The sequence below is a fragment of the Cohnella baijiui genome (assembly GCF_020731285.1).
Classification (GTDB): domain Bacteria; phylum Bacillota; class Bacilli; order Paenibacillales; family Paenibacillaceae; genus Cohnella.
In genome coordinates this window covers 1-20671 of sequence record NZ_JAJFOW010000058.1, presented here as the reverse complement: position 1 = coordinate 20671, position 20671 = coordinate 1, and the positions used below count along the sequence as shown (strand labels likewise).

Below are 20671 nucleotides of genomic sequence, written 5' to 3'. Positions count from 1 at the left end.
ATGCCCAATCGACTCGATTTTCCTTAACGAGGTTCATCTTTCGCCCGCGTAATTTCTTTTCGCGCCTGATCGCGAATGCCCCAAGCGCCGATGTCGGGCGCTCGGCCGACCGGCTCGTGTCGCGGCTGATCGCGCAGCACGGTTCCATCCGCTAGATGCAGCCACGTGTCGAAGCGGCGCTCCCCCTCGCGCAGGACGGCGACCCGCGCGCCGGGGAGAAAGGCGCGGTCCAGGTAGGCGTCCCGCGTCGTCCGTCCGTAGCACAGCCGGATGCCGTACCAGTCCCCCCAGTAGTCGTGGCTGTGGTCGTGCCCGGCGAACGTCCCGATGACGTCGCCTTGCTCGATCATCGCCGCGAACATCCCCGAGTTCACCCACGGCGCGCAGCTGAACGGACCGCCGCGCTCGCCGTAACAAACGTTGAAGTCCCAGACGTCGTTGTACTCCGGAAGCGGGATATGGAAGAAGGCGAGGGCGGGCAACGGCTTTCCGTGGTTATCCGCCGTCAGCCGATAGGACTCGCGCGCATACCAGTCGATCTGGTCGCGCCGGATCCAGTCGTAAAAGCCAAGCCGTCCGTATTCGAGCGGCGAGTAGCTGCCCGAGTCCAGAAAATAAAGCGCCGCCGCCGCTTGCCCGTCCTGCCCCAGCACGGTCCGTACGAAGTTGCCGGAGCCGTGCACGCCCGGCGGGTCGGGCATCGCGCAATTGTACGGATACGTCAGCTGCATCACATGCAGCTGTTCCCTTGTGATCGTCCCTTCGGCGTCATGGTTGCCGAAGACGGCCGCCCAAGGGATCCGCGCCCGCTCGGGGACGGCGCAAGCCCGGCGGAAAGCCCCCGCCGGATCGGAATGGCCGGCGGAGCAGATGACGTCCCCGGTGAAGACGACAAGGTTCGGCCGCTCCGCTTCGAGGATGCGCAGCATCATGTCCGCCATCCGGGCCTCGGCTGCGTCTTCCGCCGCAAATTCCGTATCGGTAAACTGCACGATCTTAAACGTCCCGTCCCGGCCGAAGCGGAGCGCCTTAGACACGACCGTCCTCCGCCCGGGAGCCATCCTCGCGCAGGCCGGCGCCAGCTCTGCCCGCGGCGTCCGTCCGGCCCGGTCCTCCGCCAATCCGCGCCTTCAGGCCGTTCTCCTCCGAGACCGCCGTCTTTCCGCCGCTCGCCGCGTCGGCGCCCGAATCCGCGAACAGTTCCGCCGGCACCCGCGCGTCCCAGTCTGCCGGCACGCCGAGCCCGAGCGCGTGCAGGGCAACCGCGGCTGTATCCGCAATCGTCACGGCACCTGCGAGCGGTCCTTTCTTCACGCCGGGACCGATGCAGCTCCAGAAGACGTCGCGGTCCATCGGATGGGCGCTGCCGTGTCCGCGCTTGTCCGCGCCTCCGCCGCCGTGATCCGTCAGCAGGACGATCAAGCTGTCTTTCGCGAGATCCAGCGCCTCGATCCGCGAGAGGACGCGGCCGATCCGCTCGTCGCTTACGCCGATTGCGGCCAGGTAGGACGGCGAATCCGCGCCGTAGCCGTAGCGATGGCCTGCGCCGTCCGGCTCGTCGAGCTGGAGGAACAGCAGGCGGACATCGGGATTGTCGTCGAGGTAACCGAGCAGAGCGGGCACGAGCTCCGCGTCCGGCAGCGAGACTTTATGCACGCCAAGCCCATCTTCGATCATGCCGTTATTGATCGGTCCCCATCCGGAGAAGGAAGCCAGCTTGGCGTCCGGTTCCCGTTCGCGGACGAGCCGAAAGAGCGAAGGGAAGGAAGAATCGGGCGGATAGGGCGCTTCGGCAACCCGTTCGTTGGTCAGCCCGTGGCGCTCCGGCTTCACGCCGTGCAGCACCGAGCCCCAACATTCGGCGCTGATCGTCGGCAGCTCCGCTTGCGCGAAGTAAGTGTAGGCGCCGCGCGCGAACCACGCGTCGAGATGGGGCGTCGCCGCCTCCCGCACGAAATTCCCCGCCCCGTCCATACCGAGGATGAATACGCGGCGAATCGTCTGTCTTTCCTCCATCTGGCATTGCTCCTCACCGTTAAAAATAAAAGCCCTCTGCGGGCGCCGGCGCTACCCAAGATGGCGGCGCCGGCCGGGCCTGCTTTCGCCCCTAGCATACGAACGCGCTGCGAGCACGTCAATACGCCGAACCGCCGTTTGCCCCAACAGGTCACCAGCGTCGCATCGATCGGTCACCATCCTAGTAGTGGCCCATTCGGAACGGCCCCTATAATGGGTCCAAGAGGTCAGCACACGAAAGGATGAACCCGAATGGCAGCGCTCTCTTCGACACCGATCACGACCGCCACAGCCGCTTCGAGCCGTTCCCGGATCTTCTGGAAAAAGGTCAAAAAGTACCGAGCCCTCCTGCTCATGACGCTCCCCGGACTCGCGTACCTGATCATGAACAACTACATTCCGATGTACGGCGTCATCCTCGCCTTCAAGGACTTGAACTACGTGCAGGGCATCTGGGGCAGTCCCTGGGCGGGGACGGGCAACTTCAAGTTCCTTTTTCACTCTCCCGACGCCTACCTGATTACGCGCAATACGATTCTCTACAACGCCGCCTTCATCGTCGTGAATCTCGTCCTGGCGCTGCTCGCCGCGCTGCTCGTCAACGAGATCAAGGAGAGGGCGATCACCCGGTTCTACCAGAGCACCTTTTTGCTGCCCCACATCATTTCGATGGTCGTCGTCGCCTACCTCGTATACAGCTTCCTGAATGTCGACAGCGGCCTCGTCAACCGGCAGATCGCGAAATGGTTCGGGGCGGGCGCCATCTCCTGGTACAACGAGCCCGCTTACTGGCCCTATATCCTCGTCGTCGTGAACGCCTGGAAAAACGTCGGCTATCTCGCCATTATCTATTTCGCCGCCATCATCGGCATCGACAAGGAATATTACGAAGCTGCGACGATCGACGGGGCGAGCAAGTGGCGCCAGATGACGCGTATCACGCTGCCGCTCATCGCCCCGGTCATCATCGTCATGACGCTGCTCGCGATCAGTTCGATCATGCGCTCGGACTTCGGATTGTTTTACCAGGTGCCGATGAACTCCGGTCCGCTGCTGCCCACGACCAACACGATCGACACGTACGTCTATCGGGCGATGATCATGCGCGGAGATATCGGCATGTCCGCCGCCGCCGGCTTCTACCAATCGGTCGTCTGTTTCGTTCTGATTCTGGGCGCCAACCTCGCCGTCCGGCGGATCAGCAAGGAAGACGCGTTATTCTAATTCACCCGAAGGAGGCTTTCGCCGATGCCGCTTGCCGCGAGGATGCGGATTCCGCTCATTCATCTGTTCTTCTGGCTGTTCACGATCGCTTCCCTGCTGCCGTTTCTGCTCGTGTTCATGGTCTCCATCACGGACGAAAGCTCGATTCTGCAGCAAGGCTACGCGCTGATCCCCAGCAAGCTTAACTTTGCGGCCTATCGGTTTTTGTTCAACGACTTCAGTCAGATCGCCCGCTCGTACGGCGTGACGATTCTCGTCACCCTGATCGGGACGGTCGCGAGCGTGCTCATCACCGCGCTGTTCGCATACCCGCTGTCCCGCCGGGATTTGCCGCTGCGCCGCACGTTGTCGTTCCTGCTGTTTTTCACGATGCTGTTCAGCGGAGGCATGGTTCCTTGGTATATCACTTATGTCACGATGATCGGCCTCAAAAATACGCTGCTTGCCATGATCATTCCGAACCTGCTGCTCAGCGCCTTCAACGTCCTGCTGATGCGGAGCTTTTTCGCGGGCACGATACCGGAATCGGTCGTCGAATCCGGCACCATCGACGGCGCAAGCGAGTTGACGGTTTTCCTGAAGCTCGTCGTTCCGCTTTCGGCGCCGATCATGGCGACGATCGGCCTGTTCAATTTGCTCGCCTATTGGAACGACTGGTACAACTGCATGCTCTTCGTCGATACGCCGGGGCTCATGAACATCCAATATCTGATGACCAAGACGCTGAACAACGTCCAGTTTCTGATCATGAAGGCGGAGACGTCCAGCCAGGCCGGCGAGCTGATCGCCTCGATGCCGACCGAGACCGTCCGCATGGCGCTTGCCATGATCGGGATCGCCCCGCTTCTCGTCGCGTATCCGTTTTTCCAGAAATACTACATTAGCGGCATCACCAGCGGCGCAGTCAAAGGTTAACTTGCGTTGCTGCTCGATTTCATAGAAGCTCTAGATAAGGAGAAGAAGGGAATGGCGCACATGCAAAAGAAGGCTCGGAAGTTGACGTTCCTCCTGTTGGGAACCATGATGGTCCTGTCCGCTTGCGGAAGCAATGACGGCGGCAAGAACGGTGCGGCGGGCGCTTCGCCGGCGACGGGGGGCGATTCGGCCGCCGGATCCGCGAACCAGGCCGGGGACCATGCAGATCTCAAGCCGTACAAGCTTACGTTGATTTACCCGGGATCGATTCCGAAAGATTTGACGCTCGTGCAGGACGAAATGAGCAAGTATTTAACGGAGAAAATCAACGCCACCATTGAGCTGAAGCCGATCGACTGGGGCTCCTGGACGGACAAGACGAATCTGATGAAGATTTCCGGCGAAGCGTTTGACCTCATCTTTACCGCCGGCTGGTTCTCCTACGGCCAAGACGTGTCGAAGGGGCAGTTCCTGGAGCTGACGGACCTGATGTCCAAGTACGGGGAGGGGATTCCGGGCATTCTGGGGAACGACTTCCTGACCGGCGCCAAGATCAACGGCAAGCTGTATGCCGTACCTACGAAAAAGGAGTTCGCCCAAGGCTTCGGTTTCCTGCTGAACAAGGATCTCGTCGATAAATATCATTTCGACATCGAAGGCATCAAGACGCTCGAACAAATGGAAGACATGTTCAAGACGATCAAGGAAAAGGAACCCGGCGTCGTGCCGGTCGTCAGCAACCGCTTCGCGAACACGTGGGGCGCGGCCAACTACGACGGCAAACTCTCCCGCGACAGCAAGGAATTGAAGGTCATCGACGACTTGACGGATCCGAAGTTCATCGCGTTTCGCAAACGTATGCGCCAGTGGAACCTGAACGGCTGGTTCGACAAGGACGTCGTGACGTCGGACGACAGCGATCAGGCGATGAACATGATCAAAGCCCGCAAAGCGTTCGCCATCGGCCAGTCGCTCAAGCCGGGCAAGGACAAGGAGATGTCGGTCTCGACCGGCGTGCCGCTCGTCCAGGTCGAGACGGCGAAACCGTACACGACGACGGGCGAGGCTCAAGGCGCCATGCTCGCCATCTCGCGGACCTCGAAGGATCCGGAACGGGCCATGATGTTCCTCAATCTGCTCTATACCGATCCGAAGCTGCTCAACATGCTGGATTGGGGCATCGAAGGCAAGCATTACGTGAAAAAGTCGGACAACGTCATCGACTATCCGGAAGGCGTCACGGCCGAAAACCAAGGCTACCCGAGCCCGGGCGGATGGATGTTCGGCAACCAATTCAACTCCTATCTGTGGGCCAACGAAGACCCGGACAAGTGGCAGCAGTTCGAGAAGTTCAACGAGAGCGCCGAACGCTCCATCGCCCTCGGCTTCACCTTCGACGAGACGCCGGTCAAGGCCGAGCTCGCCGCCGTCGGCAACGTCGACAAAGAGTTCCAGGCGGTGCTGAACGCGGGCGCGGTCGACGTCGACTCCACGATCGCCAAATACAAAGCCAAGCGGGATGCGGCGGGCTACCAGAAAATTTTGGAAGAGACGCAGCGCCAACTGGACGAGTGGGCCAAAACCAACAAGAAGTAAAGCGGAAGGAGGGGCTGGAGACGAAATTCGTCCAGCCCCGTTTTTACTTGCGATCGGCGCGGGCTTTCCTTTCCTTGCGGTAGTGGCCGGACAATCCGTTGTGACTAGTCGCAAAGGGATATGTCATAATGACGCTATAGCGATTACTTTACCGATCGGGAAGAGGCGGGACAACGACGATGAATCCAAGACGCTCGCTCCGGTTCAAGTTAAGCTTAGGCTTCGTCATGATCGCGCTGCCGCTCGTCTGTCTTCTGCTTTACAGCAACTATACGGCGTCCAACTCCGTCCGCGAGCAGGCGGCGGAGTCGAACAAGAGCATGATCGCGCTATACTCGAACCAGATCCAGACCGCGCTGGGGAGGGAAAGCAACTTCCTGTACAATCTCGCCTCCGACGATGCGGACATTTTGTCGCTGAACAAAATGGCGTATAACTCGACGGAGTACGCGCTGACCAAGCTTCGCATTCTGAACGGATTGACCCGCAACCACCGTTTCAACAGCAGCTCCGACGTTCAGTTCGTTTACGTAAAGGCGCACCGGGATCTGATCCATACCCCCATCCCTGCCGACACCTACGACGAGACGATGGCGATGAAGATGTGCATCGCGGATTTGTTGGACGAGGCGAGACCCGACAGTCCGTTGTTTACGGAGTGGAAGGTAGCCGATTGCGGCGGCAAACCCGGGCTGATCCGCCTCGTCAAGTCGGGGTTCGGCGATGATCTGGGCGCCTGGGTTCGGCTCGACCACCTCATGGTGCCGCTGGAGCTCATCCAGCTCGGCCGGGAGGGCTTTGCGGCGTTCGTCGATGGAAGCGGCAAGGCCGTTTCGGACAGCTTCGGAACGGGCAGCTTCAAGGAGCCGCCCGTCATCGACCTGCAGGCGAAGTACGAGCGTCTGAAGGGCGAGCGGGACACCTACGTCGTCGTCAGCAATCCGATCGCCTCGACGGACGTCGCACTGGCCGCTTTCATTCCCGAGCAGGGGATGCTTCAAAATTTGGCCCGCTTCCGCGCGTTCCTCGTCTGGGTGCCGCCGTTCGCCTTCGCGCTGCTTTTGCTCTATCTCATCTATCTGAACGGCGTCATCATCCGTCCGATGAACGAGCTGGTGAAGGCGATGCGCACGCTGAAGCGCGGAGATTGGAAGTTCCGGCTGAATCGATCGCCATCGCGCGAGTTTCTGTCGGTCAACGAGACGTTCAACGATATGGCGTACCAGATTCAGCAGCTGAAAATTCACGTATACGAAGAACGGATTCGCGCGCAGCAGGCCGAGCTGAAGCATCTGCAGCTGCAGATCAATCCGCATTTTCTTTTGAACAGCATTAACGTCGTTTACAATCTGGCGCAGATCAAAAACTTCGCCGTGATCCAGGCGATGTGCCTCAACCTGGTCAAGTACTTTCGCTTTACGACGAAGACGGGCCAATCATTCGTTATGCTCGCCGAAGAGATGGAGCACATGGACAGCTATTTGCGCATCCAGCAGGTTCGCTTTCCCGACCGCATCACGTACCGCATCGCCGTCGAGGAGGACGTGAAGCAGGTTCCGGTGCCTCCGCTGCTCGTGCAGCCCTTTATCGAGAATGCGGTCAAGTACGGCTTCGATTTCATGGAGGAGCCGTTCCACGTCGAGATTCAAGCGGTTCGGGACCCCGCCCTGGGGATTTGCCGCATCCGCATCGCCGACAATGGAAGTGGATTCCCTCCGGATGTCTTGAACAGCCTCAGGGACGGCAGCTACTTCGGCCGCACCGACGACCAGCATCTGGGCATCTGGAACAGCTATCACCGCTTGCAAATTCTGTACGGGCGCGAGGCTCGGTTGACGTTCGGCAACGACGTGGAGGGCGGCGCGCTGGTCGAGCTGGACCTTCCCGTTCAGGCTCCCGCGCAGGCGGATCTGCCGCGCGAACAGACGGGTTAGCCATCTCGATGCCCGCGATTCGCCGCCGAACGCGTCGTCCCGACGTTTTAGACCGCGAAGCCGTCTGGCTTCGATTCCGATTTGCCGGAGGTGGACCGCATGCACGTATTGATCGTGGATGATGAGATATATGCCGTCATGGGGATGAAGGATGCGATCGACTGGGGCGGTTTGGGCGTTACGGCCGTTTACGAGGCATACAACATGAGGGAAGCGGTGAAGATCTACGAACGTCACCAGATCGACGTCATGATCTGCGACATCGAGATGCCGAAGGGGACGGGAATCGAGTTGCTCGAGTGGGTCAACGCCCATTCCCCGTACACGGAGACGATCTTCCTGACGGCGCACGGCGATTTTCGCTTCATGCAGAGAGCCATTCAGCTCAGAAGCTTCGACTACATCATGAAACCCGTCGAGTTCGACGCCATGACGGAAACGTTGGGGCGCGCGATTCGGGCCGTGGAGGACAAGCGCAGCGAGCGGGTCCGGGCCGAGCGGTACGAACCTTATTACGAGCTGTGGACGAAAAAAAAGACGCTGCTCGGCGAGCGGTTCTGGTATGACGTGCTGGCCGAGCGGATCGTCGTTCGCGAGAAGGAGGCGGAGAGCCTCCCCGCAGAGTACGGAATCGTCCTGCAATCGGAGGACCGGGTGCTGCCGGTGCTGATCAGCGTGGAGAACTGGAAACGGGAGCTCAGCACGCGGGACGAAGAGGTCATGGAATATGCGGTTCGGCAAACGGCGTCAGAGCTTGTGGTCGCGGGGTCGCGGGGCGAGGTCGTCCATACGAAGCACGGCGTCGAAATCGCGCTCCTTTACGTCTCTCCGGCGGAGGCGGACGCGCTGCGGGACGGAATCGGCGATCGATGCGGCCGATTCATCGACGCTTGCGCGCGATATTTGAACTGCTCCGTCTCGTGTTATATCGGCGAGCCTGTGACGCTGCCAGCATTGACCGCGATGTACAAGTCGCTGTTATCCATGGAATACAACAATCTGAGCGAGTCCAATCAATTGAGCTGGCTGCGCGACGAGACCGGGGATCCCGTACCGGACCATAGGCTGCCAGATTTTGCGGCCTGGGCGCTTTTGCTCGAGCACGGCAAAGAGGAAGAGCTCATCCGGCAGCTGCGCAGCCGTCTGCGGGAGCTGGCCACGGACCGCCGCTTCGGAGCGAGCGTCCTCGACGCCTTTTATCTGGGCTTTCTGCAGATGATCCACTATCTCCTGCAAAAGAAAGGACTTTCCGCGCATCGGCTGCTGCACGATGCCGACGTCAAGCAGGCCGAAGCGCCGCCGCGCACGGTGGAGCAGTTGGAGGAGCGGGGCGTGAAGCTCATCGCGGCCGTTCACCGCTGTCTGGATCAGGATGAATCCGTAATCCGGAGGGTACGCGCCTATATCGCCGATCATCTCGGAGAGAACATCACCAGGGAGATGCTGGCCGAGTTCGCGTATTTGAATCCCGCATATCTGTCCAGATTGTTCAAGAAAGAGGTGGGCATGAGCATTACCGATTATCTGCTGAACGAGCGAATGCGAATCGCCAAGGAGCTGATCGCCCACTCCTCGATCCCGATTTCCGAGATCGCGCGCTCGCTCGGGTACAGCAACTTTTCCTACTTCTCCAAGATGTTTCGAAAAGTCCATCAAGCCAATCCCCAGCAGCTTCGCAAGCTGTCCGGCATCTCGGGCGGGTGAATCGGGAACCCGGGGATGGCAAATCGACTCCCTTCCGTGCGGGTCCGCGGCGAGCCCGGAACGATCGAAAGGCGGAATCCGTCATCCTGGGCAAGGTGCGGCAGGACTGCCTTCGCAGCCGAGTACGCATTCCATCCCGCGGGGACTGAAGAATCCGCCTTCCGTCTTTCGACCGACAGCCCGGCATGGCCCATCGGCATCGCCGACTATTCGAGCAGCTCGGCAGGTACTTCCGGTTGATTGACCCAGACGAAGCTGGCAGGGGCTACAGCCAGGACGGCGATGGCGCCGATCAGCGTTGCTGCGGCTTTAAGCAGATTTTTGCGCACGGTGTTCACCTCCTTTCCAGGGCCGAATCAGCGTTAAGGCTTGCACAAACCAGGCGATCGCGAGCAAGTCGGACCGTATGACAAAGTTCGAGGCGACGATAAGCAGCGACAGAACCTTGAGATGCGGGTAGAAGCGTCTGGGAATCCGGGTCTGGCCGGCGATTCGGGACGGCGCGTAGACGAGCACCAGCAGCAAGCTGATCAGGCTGATCCAGCCGAAGACGGGCTGCGGCAGCGACAGCTCCCTCGTCAAGGCCAGCAAGGCGGCGGCGCCGGCCGACACGACGATGCACAGCAGGGCGATCTTCACATGAATGCCGCCCGAAAAGGCCCGCAGCAAGGCGAAGCCGAACAGCACGGTCATGACGCCCGCCAGATCGCCGATCAAGAGTCCGAGAACGACGGCGACGCCGATCGTCAGGACGGTGTTGAGAAGAATATGAATCCCGAACTTCAGCTTGGCGACGGAAGCGGGATGATCCGGGATGGCGTCCTTGAGCGACTGGGCCAGCTTTGCGGAAAGGCGTTCGATCATCGTTTCTCCTTCTGAATGTATAAGTAGATGAGGAAGGCGAGAATGAAAATGCAAACGAGCACGACCCAGAGCAAGGAGTTCTTGAACGTGGGGATCAGCGCGACGAACAGGATGCCCGCGCACAAGATCACGAACATGATCCGATTCTCCCATTCGTCTCGCCACTTGAAGCGATCGAGGGGAAAAGTGAACCCGTAACCCCGCTTGTACAAAGCTTGGCTGATTAATAGCGTGATCGCGGAGGAGACGGCCTGAAGAATATATCCCTCGACGCGGTGATCGGACGGATAGAAGATCGAGGTGGTTTCGTATCCTTCCATCCCCAGCAGGACCAGCGTCTGAACCAACGCGTACGAGATATAGCCGAACAAGACGACGATAACCGAACCTACGATCGAGACGCGCAGCGTAAAGAAGATAAAAAGAGTAAAGATGACGATCGAAATGAGGGGGGCGTAGTCGGACAACTGCAGCTCCTTCCAGATCGATAGGCTGAACATGGACATGAGGAAGGACATGGCAAGCAGCTGCTTGTAGTAGTTTCGCACGTCGAAGCGAAAGAGATGCAGCATGATGGTAAACATCGAAAAGGCTTCGACGGTGGAGAAAACGACGAATAGCAAATCGTACATGGATGTGGTCCCCTCTATTTGCACGCCTGAACAGGCGGTACATCCTCCCCGAGTTCGGGTTGTCAGGGTCTCGTTGACGGGCGGCTTGTCGAGCGTTCGACAGATCCGGTGAAAACGCGAACCGAAAATATGAATATGTACCTAAGGCTGAGGCCCTCCTAGCAGGAAAGGCCGCTCATTCTCAAAATAGCATTGGCAGATTATTGAAGTCAATCTTATCTTTCTATGAAACCGGCATTGAAAGCGGGAGTATAGTCGCATTTCCCCGTCCGGCGGTCCCGGGGAGAGGGCGGCAAGCGAAAAGCGATTCAAAAACGGGAAGGAGCGAATGCAAATGAGCGAGTATCGGGGAGCGCGCCCTTCGGAAGCGCAGCGCAGATGGCAGGACCTGGAGATGGGCATGTTCTGCCACTTCGGCATGAATACGTTTTGCGACCAGGAGTGGGGAGAGGGGCGGGATTCGCCGGAGCGCTTCCGCCCGACCGCCTTCGACGCGCGTCAGTGGGTACGCACGGCCAAGCGGGCCGGGATGAAGTACTTCATCCTGACGGCCAAGCATCACGACGGCTTCTGCCTGTGGCCGACGGCGACGACGGACTACTCGGTCGCGGCAAGCCCGTGGTTAAACGGCCGAGGAGATGTCGTGCGGGCGTGCGCGGATGCCTGCCGGGAGGAGGGAATCGGCTTTGGCCTCTACCTGTCCCCGTGGGACCGGCACGAGCCGAAGTATGCGGACAAGGCTGCCTACGACGACTTTTACGCGGCGCAGCTCACGGAGCTGCTGACCGGCTACGGCCCGCTCATGGAAGTATGGTTCGACGGCGCGGGGTCCGAAGGGCGGGCATACGACTGGCCACGGATCATGGCGCTCGTGAGGACCCATCAGCCGGAAGCGCTGGTATTCAACATGGGCGCTCCGACGATCCGCTGGGTGGGCAACGAAGACGGCGTCGCCCCGTATCCGTGCTGGAATACGGCCGAGGCGGCGAGGCTCAGCATGTTTACGCATGCGAGCGCCGGGTGGCTGGACGGAACGCCCAAGTGGGTGCCGGCGGAGTGCGACGTGCCGATTCGCGAGCAACACTGGTTCTGGCATCCGGGTGCCGAGGACCGGCTGCATACGCTGGAGCACCTGATCGACGTCTACTATCGCTCGGTCGGCCACGGCTGCAACCTGCTGCTCAATGTCGCGCCCGACGACCGCGGCTTGCTGCCCGAGGCGGACGCGAGGCGCGTACTGGAGCTGGGCGAGGAGATCCGCAGGCGCTTCGCCGTTCCGTTGGCGCAGACGAGCGGGACGGGGCGGGAGCTGCTGCTGGAGCTCGGCGAGGAGACGACGCTGGATCACGTCGTGCTTCAGGAAGAGATCCGGCACGGCGAGCGGATCCGGTCTTACGCGATCGAAGCGCGGATAGACGGAGCGTGGAGAGAGCTCGTGCGCGGGAGCGCCGTCGGGCACAAGAAGATCGACGCGTTCCCGCCCGCGCCGGCGTCGGCCGTGCGGCTGCGCGTTCTCGAAGCCGAAGGGGAGCCGATCGTTCGCTCTCTGCGCGCATACGATGCGGGAACGGGACCGGTGACGGCGGATCAGCGGCGTCGCATCTAAAAAAACGATTGCCCCGCCCGGAAGGAATGCCCTATAATCTGGGAAATCGGCGAAGTGCAAGCTTCGCGGGAAAGCGGGGCGAGGCGGATGAGATTGGAGACGAAACGGCTGCTTCTACGGGAGTACGAGCCTGACGATGCGGAGGCGGTCCATCGCTACGCATCCGATCCGCTCGTGACCGAGCATACGATCTGGGGGCCGAACGCGGAAGCGGATACGCGGGGCTATCTGGAGCTGGTGCGGGAGATGCGGCTAGCGCAGCCCCGGTCCGGCTACGAGCTGGCGATGACGCTGCGGGAGGACGGGACGCTCATCGGCGGCTGCGGTCTTCACGTATCGGAGCCGTTGCAGGGCGAGATCGGCTACTGCCTGAACCGCGACTACTGGCGGCAGGGCTACGCGTCCGAAGCGGCCGAGGCGCTGCTGCGCTTCGGCTTCGGAACGCTCGGGCTTCATCGCATCTACGCGACGTGCCGGCCGGGCAACATCGGTTCCGCCAAAGTGATGCGGCATATCGGGATGCAATACGAGGGCAGGCTGCGCGAGCATATGCGGCACAAAGGGGCCTGGCACGACTCCTTTCTCTATTCGATCTTGGAGCAGGAGTACGCGGACCGCGACCGGGAAGTCCCCGCAGGGGATCCATCCGAAGGAAAGGAGTCTGGAGCATGACGAACAAACTGGCGGATTGGCTGGTCGAAATCGACATTCCGCGGCTGCAGGCCGCGATGGAGCAAGGCCGGGCCACCTCGGTCGAGATTGTAAGCGGCTATTTGGCGCGCATCTCCGCCTACGATCCGCTCCTCCGCTCGATTCTGGAGTTGAATCCGGATGCGCTCGAGATCGCCGAGGCGTTGGACCGGGAACGCCGGGAGCGAGGGAGCCGCGGCATGCTGCACGGCATCCCGATCGTGCTGAAGGACAACATCGATACGCATGACCGCATGCACACGAGCGCAGGGTCTCTGGCGTTGGCCGATTCGATCGCGCCGGCGGACGCTTTCCTGGCCGTCCGTTTGCGGGAAGCGGGAGCGGTACTTCTTGGCAAGGCTAATATGACCGAGTGGGCGAACTACATGTCGAGCTCGATGTGGGCGGGATACAGCTCGCGAGGCGGTCTAACGTTGAATCCGTACGGGCCGGGCAAGCTGTTCGTGGGCGGCTCCAGCTCGGGGTCGGCGGCCGCCGTCGCGGCGAATCTGTGCGCCGCGTCGATCGGCACGGAGACGTCGGGCTCGATCATCAGCCCGGCCAGCTGGAACCGGCTCGTCGGCATTAAGCCGACGCTCGGGCTGGTCAGCCGGTCGGGCATCATCCCGATCACGCGCAGCCAGGATACGGCGGGGCCGATGGCCCGCACCGTGACGGATGCCGCGATCGTGCTCGGCGCGCTGACGGGCGCTGACGCGCGCGACCCTACGACGTTGGAGCACCCGGAGCGCGCGTACCGCGACTATACGCCGTTTCTCCGGGCGGACGGGCTGCGCGGGGCGCGGATCGGCATCCCGCGGTATTACTGCCGGGAGCTGGACGCGGTCCGGCTGTCCGTTTTCGAGGCGGCCATCGACGCGCTCCGCCGCGAGGGCGCTGTCATTATCGATCCGGTCTCGCTGCCAAGCGAAGCCTCGGAGTGGGATTGGCACGTGCTCCGCTACGAATTCAAATGGGGAATCAACGACTACTTGTCCCGTCTGGACCCGGCCGTGCCCGTCCGCACGCTGCGGGACGTCATCGCCTTCAACGCAGCCCATGCGGATCGGGCGCTGAAATACGGCCAGGACGTGATGGAATACGCGGAGACGTCCACGAGCGGCACGCTGACCGAGCCGGAATACATCGACAGCTTGCGGCGCAGCCGCGAGATGGCGCGAAGCCGGGGCATTGACCACGCGCTTGCGGAGCATCGGCTGGACGCGCTGCTCTTCCTCGGCGACGAAGGGGGCTCGGATCTGGCCGCGCGGGCCGGCTATCCGAGCGTCACGGTGCCGGGCGGCTACGCAGACACCGATGCGCTCGCCTCCGAAGGGTACCCGACGAGAGGGCCGCAAGGCATCACCTTCGTAGGCGCCGCCTACAGCGAGCCTACGCTCCTTAGACTGGCGTATGGCTTCGAGCAGGCGACCCGGCATCGTGCGCCGCCTTCACTCTGAGCTGCCCGCCAATTCGGACGATCGTTCGGTACGTAAAAAGTAAACGGGATCAAGCAACCAAGCCCGCCTGGCGTCAGGCGGGCTTGGTTGCTTTTCGCCATCGCCGCGGTTCTTCTGCGAGGCGAGGTGCGGCGGCGGATTACGCCGCGATGGCGATGTAGAGTCCGATGAGGCAGAGGACGCCGGAGATCGGCGCCATCGTCCGCTTTTCCTGCGGGCTGGCCGAAGCCAGGTTCCCCAGCGTGTTGAGCGCTAGAAATGCCGTGAAGATCCACATCATGACGCGCGTTGCCGGAAACGGCAATCCGATCGAGACTACATCTCCGTGCGAGAGGAAGACCAGGCCGATCAGCGCGAGCACGACGGCGGCCGGCAAGCTCTGACGGCGGAGCCGCGGGGGCAGGACGCCCGGATGCCGGCCTCCCCAGCTATAGGCGCCGAGCGGCCGGCCGAGAAAGAGCAAAATCTGAAAGACGGCGAGACCCGCGAACAAAATCGCGCTAAGCATCGCCGCCCATTGTACGAGCGTCCATTCTCCCGACATCGAATCCCTCCGGCGCTTTTTTAACGGATTAGAAAGGATAAGTTCACCTAATCTTCACTGATCCGTCTCCGATAAAAACGTGCCGCCATCTTCCTTGAAGACGGCGGAGTCGTTTTTGCTTGGGTACGTCAGCAACTTATTCGATGCGCGAGGGCGCATTTCCTTCGTCGGGGGTTACGCGTATCTTGTGCGCATCGCTTCGATCTTGCCGCGCACGTACTCGACGGCTTCCGCAGGCGCGACGACCCTCGCCTCCTCGCCCATCCGCCAGGCCAAGTCCGCGTAGAATCGGACATCCGAAGCTGCGATACGGACGGAGGCCGATCCGCTGCCGTCCGGCCGGCGCACGATCGCGGGGCCGAAGCGGTTGTCGGACGCCAGCGTCCAAACGCCGCGGGACGTCAGTTCGATCTCGAAATCGACCGTCCCCGCCGCCCCGGTTCGTCCCGGCATCGCGTTCCACAGGGTCAGCTCCGCGATATCCGGCGACCCGGGATGATCCGGGTTCAGCGCGGCTGAGACGATGCGGTCGGCGCGAAACTGGCGGATTTCCCGACGCAGGTAGCAGTACGCCGGGCAGTACCAATAGCCCGAACTGGCATAGAGACCGATGGGCTGGATATCGCGACGCGTCGGGCCGCCGCCGGATCTGTACGCGATCGTGACGACGCCGCCTGTCATGAGCGCCTGAAGCAGCGTCCGCAGCGCGTCCGGCGACATAACCCGCTCGGGGCTCCAAATTGCCACCCGATCCTTCAGCCGGTCGATCTGTTCCTTCGTATCGGCGGGAAGGTAGTGGTAGAACTTGTGCAGAGCGGAGGCGGCCCCCTCGTCGAACGGCAGCGAGCCGAAGAAGCCGAGCGACTGGCACGCGAAAAAGATCGCGACGGCTTCGCCCTCCGTAAACGCGATCGGCGGCAGGAGCCGCTCCCGGAGGAGGCGGTAGCCGCCGCCGCGTCCCTGAACCGCGTAGATCGGCACGCCCAGCCCGCTCAGCTCTTCCAGATCGCGCGATATCGTCCGGGTGGACAGGCCGAGCTCGTCCGCGAGCTCCTGAACGGTAAACGTCTTTTTGGCGTTGATCATCATGATCAACTGGATGAGGCGTTGCGATTTCGGCATGCCATCCTCCGGCTTCCGTCGTTTTTTTCATCATAGCACACAAATAAGACGAAATCTGTCCTATTTGAGCGGTATCCTCGACCCAAGCCGGTCCGAACGGGACCGAACCGAGGAGGACGCGAGATGATGGGGAAACCGAACAAGATGGAACATCCGAAACAAGGACACGACGACACGCGAAAGGAGGTGGGCTACGCCTTCCTCCATGGCGCGGGCTTGAGTCCCGACATCTGGAATGAAGTGATCGGGACGCTGACGGCGCCTTGTCTCGCGTTGGCGTATCCCGGGCACGATCGACCGGAGGCGGCGAGACACGCGCTGACTTTGACCGACTATGTGGCGGAGCTGAAGCGGCAGTTGGAGGCTTGGGAGACGGAGCGCTTCGTGCTCGTCGCGCACTCGCTCGGAGGCGTGCCGGCGCTTCGGCTCGCGGCCGAGCTGCCGGACCGCGTCGCCGGCTTGGCGGCCGTCGGCGCGGTCGTTCCGCGGGCGGGCGGCTCGTTCTTGTCCGCCCTGCCTTGGCCCAAGCGGCTGCTGTTGTCCGTCCTGCTGCCGCGCACGGGGACGCGCCCCCCGGCTTCCGCGATCAGGTCGGGGCTGTGCGGCGATCTGCCGCCCGAACGGGCTGACGTCATCGTGCGGGATTTCTCGCCCGAGTCCGTTCGCGTCTACACGGACCGCGCCGAAGCGCCGGTGCCCAACGTCCCGAAGCTGTACGTGAAGCTGACGCGGGACCGGGAGATCGCGCCGGCGCTGCAGGATCGGATGCGGTCGAATCTCGCACCGGACGACGTCCGCAGCCTGGATACGGGGCATCTGCCGATGCTGGGCGATCCGAGGGGGCTGGGCGAGATTTTGCGGGCGTTCCGGGCCGGTCTCGCGACGGTTTAACCCGAGGTGTCAATTTTCCGCCAAATCGTGCCCGCGGCTTCTGCCGTCCGAAATGCGGCCGAATGCGACGCTCGTCTCGGGAGCCAGCCGTTCGAGACGGCGATCCGCGCCGTCGAAGTCGTCCAGCATTTGGCGCGCTTCCAGGATCAGCGCATCTTCGAAAATCGCCTTCGTCAAGGTTGGCAGATCGGGCTCCATGCTCGCAAAGCACCGCTTATCGCCGCCGGTCTCCGACCGGTTCGCCAGGTTTGACCACCTTTCGATCCCGTCGGCGAAATGGCCGAAGAAGAGGCGCCATCTCCGCCTTTCCGGCTCTTCGAGCGGTCCCGCTTGGCTGCGTTCGAGCAGGATACGCTGCATTTCCATGGCGTGGAGATACCCGAGCTCCAGCTTCTGCATCCGCTGCCGGAGCCGTCGAAGCCGCCCCCGGCGCCTGCGCAGAAACGGGCTGAACTTCAGAGCGTGCATGCTCTGCTCCAGTCGGTCTGCCGCCTGGCGGATCTCATCGTTCAGCTCGGCCGCCGATCGCCGAAGATGCTCGCCTTCGTCGCCGTTCGCACCCGCGCCGACCCATCGCGACAGCAGCCGGCTATGGCGGGCGAACGCTTCGGCCGCCCGGGACAGCGAGGCCGCGGCGCTCCGGCTGTAGTCGGGCGGGACGATCGCCAGGTTGGCGCCGACAGCGACGGCTGCGCCGACGACCGTTTCCGCGAGCCGGTCCAGCCCGTACGTCGCGTCTTCTCCGACGGTCAGCACGAGCAGGGCACTGACGCCGATCTGGGTATAGGCATACTCGGGCAGGCGGAACAGCCGCCCGATCATCAGTCCGATCAGGATGAGCAAGCCGATGCTCCAGCCTCCGATCCCGATCTCTCGCGTGAAGACGCTGGCCAGCAGGACGCCGATGCAAATGCCGACGACCCGCTGAAAGCCTTTGCGAAGCGATTTTTCCACAGTCACTTGCAGACAGAGAACGGCCGCGAGCGGCGCGAAAAAAGGGTGCTTCGACCCGAAGGCCTGCGCGATCTCCCAAGCGGCCGCGGCGGCGACGGCCGTCTTCAGGATACGCGCGGCGGACTCTCCTTTGCGGGAGAGTCCGGTCATTCCGCCGAGCGGCGACATGGTCTATCCCTCCTTGCTTTCCCGCAGGAAGCTTGTGTTTGTCCTCTCTATTACCCGTTCGGGAGCCGATGCGCACGGGCTGGGGAGAGGAGGGTTGGCGGCGCGTGCCGCTTCTCGCTTATTTCCATACGTTTGACCCTCCGCAACATTTACCAGCCCGGGTTTATCGTCCATTAACGAACCGGAGGTATACTGTACGTGGAACGCCAATCCACCATGCAGAAGGGAACTCCGCTATGGGCATTCACACTTACTTTCAATCGCTGACCGATCTGGAGCGGATCATTCGCTGCCCGGGCAAGTTCAAATTTCAGGACCACAGCGTTGCGGAGCATTCTTGGAAAGTCGTACAGTATGCCAAGACGCTCGCGGACATCGAGGAAAGCAACGGCGTCGCCATCGATTGGAAAAAGCTGTACGAAATTACGAGCAGCCACGACTACGGCGAAATTTTCATCGGGGATATCAAGACGCCCGTGAAGCACTACTCGCTCGAGCTTCGGGCTATGCTGCAGCAGGTGGAGGAAGGAATGGTCGACCACTTCATCGACGACCACATTCCCGAGGAGCTGAAGCCGATCTTTCGCAGACAACTGCGCGAAGGAAAGGACGAATCGGTGGAAGGACAAATTCTCGAGGTCGCCGACAAAATGGATCAGATCTACGAAGCGTTCGCCGAGCTGCAGCGCGGAAACCTGGAGAAGGAATTTATCGTGATGTACCGGAACGCCTTGATCAAAATCAAGGAAATCAAGCTTCACTGCGTGAAATATTTCCTCGAAAACATCCTCCCCGACTTGGTCCGCGAAGGTTCCCGCTCCCCGATCGATATCGCCCGGATTACCGATGAAGCGTTAGCGAAATAACCTCCCCAGTTTTTTTCCCTCCCTTCCCGCTGTGCCAAAACGATGACATTGGCCGCCGGCTCGCTTCAAGAGAAAACAGGAGCAGGCCGATGGACCGCCGTCCCCGTCATCATCGATCCGACATGAAGGACAGGCCTCCGTCGACCAAAGGCCGACCAGAAAGGAAGCGAGCATGGTCTTAAGCGGCATCCCTCCCGGACGATTGCCTCGTGGGCCAGCCGGAAGAAGTGCGCGTCCATGAAGCCATATGGCACTTTGGATTGACGCATAATACGCCTAGTACATCGCCGGGGCGGTTTGAACGGGTTAGGGATGCTTTTCGGATGGCTTAGTCAACCAAGCTTCTGCTTCTCGTCTCCAATCTCCTTGATCGTCTGCGAGCATGGTGTTCCAACCGAGGCTCCGGGCGGAGGCCAAATTTTTCTCTTGGTCGTCGACGAACAAGACGGGAGCGCCCGGAGTCAGTCGCTGCTTGGCCTCGTCGATCGGGATAGCGGGGAACATTTCGCCTAGCGTGCGCCAGAGTTCGTCTACGCTAATCGCGCCCGTCCATAGCTGCTGCTTGATCTGCCTTTTCTCCAGCGAGAGGTGATAATCGTCGGCCAGCGCCGGCCAAAAGGAGGGGAAAAATTGGTGGCTAGCACTCCCGCGATGTCTAATACAAGCGAAGATTCGACGGTATTCATTCCGCATCCCTCCATTTGCTAGTTCTGCAGATCGAGTTGATTAGAGCGTATCATAAATGTGAGGCGCTTGGATCCTCTTTTCCGATTCGCGATGCAGGCACTTTGAGCGTTATAATAGGGGCTAGCAGAGGAATGGGGAGAGCTGACGAAATGAGCATGGAAATCGAACGAAAATTTCTGCTGCCCGAGCTGCCCGAGACGGTTCGGGAAAGGCTAGCGGTCCGGTCTGAGCAGCGGATCGAGCAGACGTACATCGCGATTGACGACAGCCAGGAGCTGCGTATCCGCAGGATCACGGACCTGCGGACGGGGAAGCGCGCGTATACGCATACGTTCAAGAACGGGACCGGACTGGCGCGGGAGGAAATCGAGTACGCCATTTCCGAAAGCCTCTACGCACAAGTAGCCGAAGCGGTCGGCGCCGTGGCGCTGACTAAAATGCGCACGACGGCGGAATGGGAAGGACTCGTCGTGGAGATCGACCGCTACGACCAATTGGACCTCGCCGTCCTGGAGGTCGAGTTCGATTCGGTCGAGGCGGCGCACGCGTTTGTCGCGCCGGACTGGTTTGGCCGCGACATCAGCGGGGACAAGACGTACAGCAACAAGACGGTGTGGCGATCGCTGCAGCAGCGCAAGTAATGTCGACATTCAAATGAAAAAGCTGTTCCCAAGGTCGTCGTCGACCGAAAGGGAGCAGCTTTTTTGGCGTGCTAGCGGGTGTGAGGCGGTTCCAGCGGCCAAAGTGTACCTAAGTCAAGAAAGTGGACACAACTTTTACGCAACCCGCTGCTGGTAA

20 protein-coding genes are annotated in these 20671 nt (G+C 61.3%); 11 read left to right on the top strand and 9 right to left on the bottom strand.

Annotated features, from left to right (window positions below; genetic code table 11):
* Positions 1 to 23 precede the first annotated feature (23 nt).
* Together LKX83_RS29815 and LKX83_RS29810 are read right to left on the bottom strand one after the other, a co-directional pair.
* The gene (locus LKX83_RS29815; protein ID WP_227886553.1) at positions 24 to 1037 is read right to left on the bottom strand and encodes a metallophosphoesterase family protein; all 1014 of its coding nucleotides are present in this window, start codon (positions 1035 to 1037) and stop codon (positions 24 to 26) included.
* Positions 1030 to 2016 (bottom strand): alkaline phosphatase family protein, encoded by a 987-nt coding sequence (locus LKX83_RS29810; RefSeq protein WP_227886551.1) that lies wholly within the window; start codon positions 2014 to 2016, stop codon positions 1030 to 1032. The genes LKX83_RS29815 and LKX83_RS29810 overlap by 8 nt, the downstream gene beginning before the upstream one ends.
* Positions 2017 to 2268: 252 nt before the next feature.
* On the opposite strand from LKX83_RS29810, the gene LKX83_RS29805 reads away from it, so the two are divergent.
* The 5 genes from LKX83_RS29805 (at position 2269) to LKX83_RS29785 (ending at position 9389) form a co-directional block, all read left to right on the top strand.
* Complete coding sequence (locus tag LKX83_RS29805) at positions 2269 to 3240, top strand: ABC transporter permease (RefSeq protein WP_227886550.1); 972 nt, start codon at positions 2269 to 2271, stop codon at positions 3238 to 3240.
* Positions 3241 to 3264: 24 nt separating this feature from the next.
* Positions 3265 to 4155, top strand: a complete 891-nt coding sequence (locus LKX83_RS29800) for a carbohydrate ABC transporter permease (protein ID WP_227886548.1) — start codon at positions 3265 to 3267, stop codon at positions 4153 to 4155.
* A gap of 51 nt (positions 4156 to 4206) precedes the next feature.
* Positions 4207 to 5751, top strand: a complete 1545-nt coding sequence (locus LKX83_RS29795; protein ID WP_227886545.1) for an ABC transporter substrate-binding protein — start codon at positions 4207 to 4209, stop codon at positions 5749 to 5751.
* 179 nt (positions 5752 to 5930) lie between these two features.
* A complete protein-coding gene (locus LKX83_RS29790) occupies positions 5931 to 7685 on the top strand; it encodes a cache domain-containing sensor histidine kinase (RefSeq protein ID WP_227886544.1) in 1755 nt (584 codons plus the stop codon).
* A 99-nt stretch (positions 7686 to 7784) separates the two neighbouring features.
* Complete coding sequence (locus LKX83_RS29785) at positions 7785 to 9389, top strand: response regulator (protein WP_227886543.1); 1605 nt, start codon at positions 7785 to 7787, stop codon at positions 9387 to 9389.
* A 206-nt stretch (positions 9390 to 9595) separates the two neighbouring features.
* Here LKX83_RS29785 and LKX83_RS29780 read toward each other — a convergent pair whose 3' ends face one another.
* From LKX83_RS29780 to LKX83_RS29770, 3 genes are read right to left on the bottom strand one after another with little or no spacing between them, the layout of a single operon-like run.
* A complete protein-coding gene (locus tag LKX83_RS29780; protein WP_227886542.1) occupies positions 9596 to 9718 on the bottom strand; it encodes a cyclic lactone autoinducer peptide in 123 nt (40 codons plus the stop codon).
* Positions 9699 to 10253: an accessory gene regulator ArgB-like protein gene (locus LKX83_RS29775; protein WP_227886540.1), complete on the bottom strand. Its 555-nt coding sequence runs from the start codon at positions 10251 to 10253 to the stop codon at positions 9699 to 9701. Before LKX83_RS29775 ends, LKX83_RS29780 begins: the two co-directional genes overlap by 20 nt.
* Positions 10250 to 10885 (bottom strand): hypothetical protein, encoded by a 636-nt coding sequence (locus LKX83_RS29770; RefSeq protein WP_227886538.1) that lies wholly within the window; start codon positions 10883 to 10885, stop codon positions 10250 to 10252. The genes LKX83_RS29775 and LKX83_RS29770 overlap by 4 nt, the downstream gene beginning before the upstream one ends.
* A 334-nt stretch (positions 10886 to 11219) precedes the next feature.
* Here LKX83_RS29770 and LKX83_RS29765 point away from each other — a divergent pair, with 334 nt between their 5' ends.
* From LKX83_RS29765 to LKX83_RS29755, 3 genes are all read left to right on the top strand, one after another.
* Positions 11220 to 12491: an alpha-L-fucosidase gene (locus tag LKX83_RS29765; protein WP_227886537.1), complete on the top strand. Its 1272-nt coding sequence runs from the start codon at positions 11220 to 11222 to the stop codon at positions 12489 to 12491.
* A gap of 87 nt (positions 12492 to 12578) precedes the next feature.
* Positions 12579 to 13163 (top strand): GNAT family N-acetyltransferase, encoded by a 585-nt coding sequence (locus tag LKX83_RS29760; protein ID WP_227886535.1) that lies wholly within the window; start codon positions 12579 to 12581, stop codon positions 13161 to 13163.
* The gene (locus tag LKX83_RS29755; RefSeq protein ID WP_227886533.1) at positions 13160 to 14641 is read left to right on the top strand and encodes an amidase family protein; all 1482 of its coding nucleotides are present in this window, start codon (positions 13160 to 13162) and stop codon (positions 14639 to 14641) included. The genes LKX83_RS29760 and LKX83_RS29755 overlap by 4 nt, the downstream gene beginning before the upstream one ends.
* A 139-nt stretch (positions 14642 to 14780) precedes the next feature.
* Here the strand turns inward: LKX83_RS29755 and LKX83_RS29750 are convergent, their stop codons facing one another.
* Together LKX83_RS29750 and LKX83_RS29745 are read right to left on the bottom strand one after the other, a co-directional pair.
* Positions 14781 to 15185: a hypothetical protein gene (locus LKX83_RS29750; protein WP_227886531.1), complete on the bottom strand. Its 405-nt coding sequence runs from the start codon at positions 15183 to 15185 to the stop codon at positions 14781 to 14783.
* Positions 15186 to 15359: 174 nt separating this feature from the next.
* The gene (locus LKX83_RS29745) at positions 15360 to 16307 is read right to left on the bottom strand and encodes a helix-turn-helix transcriptional regulator (RefSeq protein WP_227886530.1); all 948 of its coding nucleotides are present in this window, start codon (positions 16305 to 16307) and stop codon (positions 15360 to 15362) included.
* Positions 16308 to 16430: 123 nt separating this feature from the next.
* On the opposite strand from LKX83_RS29745, the gene LKX83_RS29740 reads away from it, so the two are divergent.
* Positions 16431 to 17198: an alpha/beta fold hydrolase gene (locus LKX83_RS29740; RefSeq protein WP_227886529.1), complete on the top strand. Its 768-nt coding sequence runs from the start codon at positions 16431 to 16433 to the stop codon at positions 17196 to 17198.
* 9 nt (positions 17199 to 17207) lie between these two features.
* On the opposite strand, the gene LKX83_RS29735 is transcribed toward LKX83_RS29740, so the two are convergent.
* The gene (locus tag LKX83_RS29735; RefSeq protein WP_227886526.1) at positions 17208 to 18320 is read right to left on the bottom strand and encodes an FUSC family protein; all 1113 of its coding nucleotides are present in this window, start codon (positions 18318 to 18320) and stop codon (positions 17208 to 17210) included.
* Positions 18321 to 18556: 236 nt separating this feature from the next.
* On the opposite strand from LKX83_RS29735, the gene LKX83_RS29730 reads away from it, so the two are divergent.
* A complete protein-coding gene (locus LKX83_RS29730) occupies positions 18557 to 19186 on the top strand; it encodes a YfbR-like 5'-deoxynucleotidase (RefSeq protein WP_227886524.1) in 630 nt (209 codons plus the stop codon).
* Between the two features lie 306 nt (positions 19187 to 19492).
* Here the strand turns inward: LKX83_RS29730 and LKX83_RS29725 are convergent, their stop codons facing one another.
* The gene (locus LKX83_RS29725; RefSeq protein ID WP_227886522.1) at positions 19493 to 19879 is read right to left on the bottom strand and encodes a hypothetical protein; all 387 of its coding nucleotides are present in this window, start codon (positions 19877 to 19879) and stop codon (positions 19493 to 19495) included.
* Between the two features lie 143 nt (positions 19880 to 20022).
* Between LKX83_RS29725 and LKX83_RS29720 the strand changes: the two genes are divergently transcribed.
* Complete coding sequence (locus LKX83_RS29720; protein WP_227886521.1) at positions 20023 to 20514, top strand: CYTH domain-containing protein; 492 nt, start codon at positions 20023 to 20025, stop codon at positions 20512 to 20514.
* The last annotated feature ends 157 nt before the right edge of the window (positions 20515 to 20671 follow it).